This window comes from uncultured Sphingomonas sp., from assembly GCF_964021865.1.
GTDB lineage: Bacteria > Pseudomonadota > Alphaproteobacteria > Sphingomonadales > Sphingomonadaceae > Sphingomonas.
Window position 1 is genome coordinate 1 of sequence record NZ_CAXIAM010000099.1, and the last position, 3,743, is coordinate 3,743.

General features: G+C 67.3%; 2 protein-coding genes. Both read left to right on the top strand.

Going from position 1 to position 3,743, the window contains the following annotated elements; translation table 11 throughout:
* Nucleotides 1-156 precede the first annotated feature (156 nt).
* Nucleotides 157-762 (top strand): recombinase family protein, encoded by a 606-nt coding sequence (locus AADI75_RS15975; RefSeq protein ID WP_043061575.1) that lies wholly within the window; start codon nucleotides 157-159, stop codon nucleotides 760-762.
* Between the two features lie 17 nt (nucleotides 763-779).
* A partial coding sequence (locus AADI75_RS15980) for a Tn3 family transposase (RefSeq protein ID WP_341209976.1) occupies nucleotides 780-3,743 on the top strand: 2,964 nt, incomplete at its 3' end.

Sequence of the window (3,743 nt, forward strand, 5' to 3'; positions counted from 1 at the left end):
AGTTCTGGTAGCGGCAGGGGGTAACGGAAAACAGGTGATTGTCGTGCCCGGCGCGTGATCGCCCGCCCGGCTTCCTCAAAGCCTCGATTTTCTGCGCGACAATCCCCGTCGGATCGCTATCATGCACGGCAACGTCTGAATTGGGGTTTGTCGCGCATGCTGGTCGGTTACATGCGCGTGTCGACCGGTGACGAGCGCCAATCGGTTGATCTGCAGCGCGACGCCCTGGTCGGCGCAGGGGTCGACGAGCGGCACCTGCATCACGATCGCGCCTCGGGCGCGCGCGATGACCGGCCCGGTCTGAAGGCGTGCATGGCCGATCTGCGCGAGGGCGATGTCCTTGTCGTATGGAAGCTCGATCGGCTCGGCCGATCGCTGTCGCATCTGATCCGCATCGTCGAGGAGCTGAAACAGCGCGGGGTCGCCTTCCGATCGTTGACCGAGGCGATCGACACGACGAGCGTGCATGGCAGCTTCCTGTTCAACCTTTTCGGCACGCTCGCCGAATATGAGCGGGCGCTGATCACCGAGCGCGTCAATGCCGGGCTCGCCGCGGCGCGTCGACGTGGCCGCAAGGGCGGCAGGCCGCCAACGATCGATGCGGAGAAGATCGACCAGATTTTGGCGGCGCTGGAGGGCGGCGCCAGCAAGGCCTCGGTGTGCCGCAGCTTCAAGGTGCCGCGCTCGACATTGATCGACATGCTGAAACGGACCGGATGGGCTGGGGCCGGGGCGGCCGACAAGCCCGCGATCACCGGCTGAAGGAGCGGATCGCGGGCATGGCCTTCCTGGACGCTCAGGCGCGAGCTGTCCTGTTCGAGCCTCCCGACACCCACGAAGAGGCGCTGGCGCGCTACGCGCTCACGCCGGAGGATGTCGCCTTCGCCAGGCGTCGTCGCCGATCGCACAACCGGCTGGGCTTTGCGGTGCAGCTGGCGCTGGTGCGCGATCTCGGGCGGCCGTTGCGCTCGGGCGAGACGATCCCGGCTGCCGTCCTCGATACGGTCGCCGACCAGATCGGCATCGATCCGGTCGTGTTCGAGCTTTACGCCCGGCGTGACGAGACCCGGCGCGAGCATCTGGCCGAGATCGTGGCCCAACTGGACCTGCGCACGATGCGCGAGCGGGATTACCGATTGTGCATCCGCGCGGCGGCGACAGGTGCTGTCGCCACGGAAAAGGGTGAACCGATCGTGCTCGCCGTGATCGACGCGCTGAAGGCCGCGCGCATCGTTGTCCCGGGCGCGGGCCTGGTCGAGCGACTTGCGCTGGCCGGTCGCGCCATGGCGCGACGACAGGCGTATCGGCACCTGATTGCCGGACTTGGCCCGCCCACGCTCGCCAGCCTGGACGAGCTGCTCAGCGAGCGGAGCGGAGAACGAACCCTGCTCGGCTGGATCGCCGATGCGCCTGAAGGCGCCAGACCGAAGAGCCTCAAGGCGGTGCTCGCCCGGCTCGAGGTCGTGCGCCGCGCAGGCATCACCGACGAACGGCGAAAGACGATCCACGCCAACCGCTACGGCGTCATCGCCAAGGAAGCGCGGATCCTTCACGCCCGCGAGATGCAGCGCTTTTCGGCCGATCGCCGCTATGCGACGCTGACCGCCTTCGTGATCGAGCGCCAGGCCGCGCTGACCGATCTGGCGATCGACCTGTTCGGCAGGCTGCTCGGCACCGCCCGGCGCAGGGCGGAGTGGAGCCGCACCGAGCGGCGCCTGCGCGAGGCCGATATCCTGGCCGGCGTCGCGGTCGACCATGTGCGGCTCGGCCAAGCGCTATTGGCGTCGCGCGCGAGCGGCGCTGATCTCTCCGCGGCGATCACCAGCACGCTCGGATGGGAGGTGCTGGAGACCAGCGTCGCGGTCGCCTCCGGTCTCGTTCATCCCGACCGGCACGACGAGTTCGACGAGTTGGTCGATCGCCAGAGATCGTTGCGTGCCGTCGCCAGGCTCGTGTTCGCGGCGTTCAGCTTCCGGTCGTTCCGCCCGACCGATCAGATCCTTGCATCGATCGAGCTGCTGCGGGCGGTGTATGGGGGCGGCAGGCTGCCGAAGACGGTGCCGCTGTCCTTTCTAACCCGCAAATGGAGACGCCGGGTTCGCTCAGGGAGCGGCGATCTCGATGTCCGCGCCTGGGAGGTCGCGGTTCTTGTCCATCTGCGCGACCGGCTGCGCGCCGGCGACATCTGGGTCGAGGGCAGCCGCGCCTGGCGTAGCTTCGAGGATTATCTGCTGCCTCGGCCGACCTTCGACCTCATGCGCGCCGAGCAGCGTCTGGGGCTCGCCGTGCCCAACAGCTTCGATGCATGGCGCAAGGAACGCACCGCAACGCTCGATGCTCGGCTGAAGGCGCTCGCTGAGGCGGCCGCGGCCGATGCCATCCCCGACGCCACCCTCGACAACAAGGGTCTCTCCATCAGCCCGATTGGCGAGGAGGAGCGCGACCGGATCGTCGCGCTCAGCCGTCGTCTCTATACTCTCGTGCCCCGCGTCAGGATCACCAGCCTGCTCGCCGAAGTGCATCGCTGGACGGGATTTCTCGACAGCTTCACCCATTATCGCACCGGAGAGACCGCCGGCGACGAAGCCGCGCTGATGGCCGCCATTCTCGCCGATGCGACCAACGCCGGGGCCGAACGCATGGCGGAGAGCTCACGCGGCGTCACCATTCACCAGATGATGCTGATGATCGACCGCCATCTTCGCTCCGAAACCTACGCGACAGCAACGGCCGTGCTGGTCGATGCGCAACAGGGCCACCCGTTCGCGGCGATCTGGGGCGACGGTCATGTGTCGTCGTCGGACGGGCAGTTCTTCCCCGCCGGCGGTCGCGGCGAAGCCAGCCTCGACTATAACGCCAAGTACGGCAAGCGCCCCGGCGCCTCGCTCTACGGGTTCCTCTCCAACCGGTTCGCCTCCTTCTTCTCCCGGCTGATCTCGGCCTCCGAGAGCGAAGCGCCCTATGTGCTCGACGGGCTCGTCCACAACGAAAGCTCGGTCGAGATCCACGAGCATGCGACCGACACCGCGGGCGCGACCGAGACGATCTTCGCCATGTTCCACCTGTTCGGCTACCGGCTCATCCCGCGCATCCGAAACCTGGGCGGTCGCCGGCTGTTCGTGATCGATCCCGATCGCGACTACGACCCGCTCGATGCGCTGATTGGCGGCACGATCAGCATGGGCAGGATCGAGCCGCACTGGGATGAGGTGTTGCGCCTCGGCGCTTCGATCGGCGCTGGGCTCGTACCCCCTTCCGTGATCCTCAAGAAGATCGCCGCCACCCCTCGCCAGAACGGGCTGTCGGTCGCGCTGCGGGAGATCGGGCGGATCGAGCGCTCGATCTTCATCTGCGACTGGCTGCTCGATCCCAAGCTGCGCAGGCGGTCCCACGCCATTCTCAACAAGGGCGAAAGCCGCCATGCCCTGGCGCGCGCCGTCTTTCTCCATCAGCTCGGCGAACTGCGCAACCGCGTCGCCGAGACAATGGCCTACCGCGCCTCCGGCCTCAATCTCGTCGTCAACGCGATCATCCTGTGGAACACCGTCTATCTCAGCCGGGCCGTCCGCTTCGTGCACGACCAGGGGACTGCCATCCCCGATGCGCTCCTCGCCCAGGTCGCGCCGCTGCCCTGGAGCCACATCGCGCTCACCGGCGACTATCTATGGAACGAGATCGACCGCCCCCTCGAACGCTACCGCCCGATCCGCGCCAACCGCTTCAATCCCAAGAACTTCGTGTTC

Bases quoted from the DNA above. Each gene is read 5' to 3' on its own strand.
- AADI75_RS15975 (WP_043061575.1), top strand. From the start codon at position 157: ATGCTGGTCGGTTACATGCGCGTGTCGACCGGTGACGAGCGCCAATCG.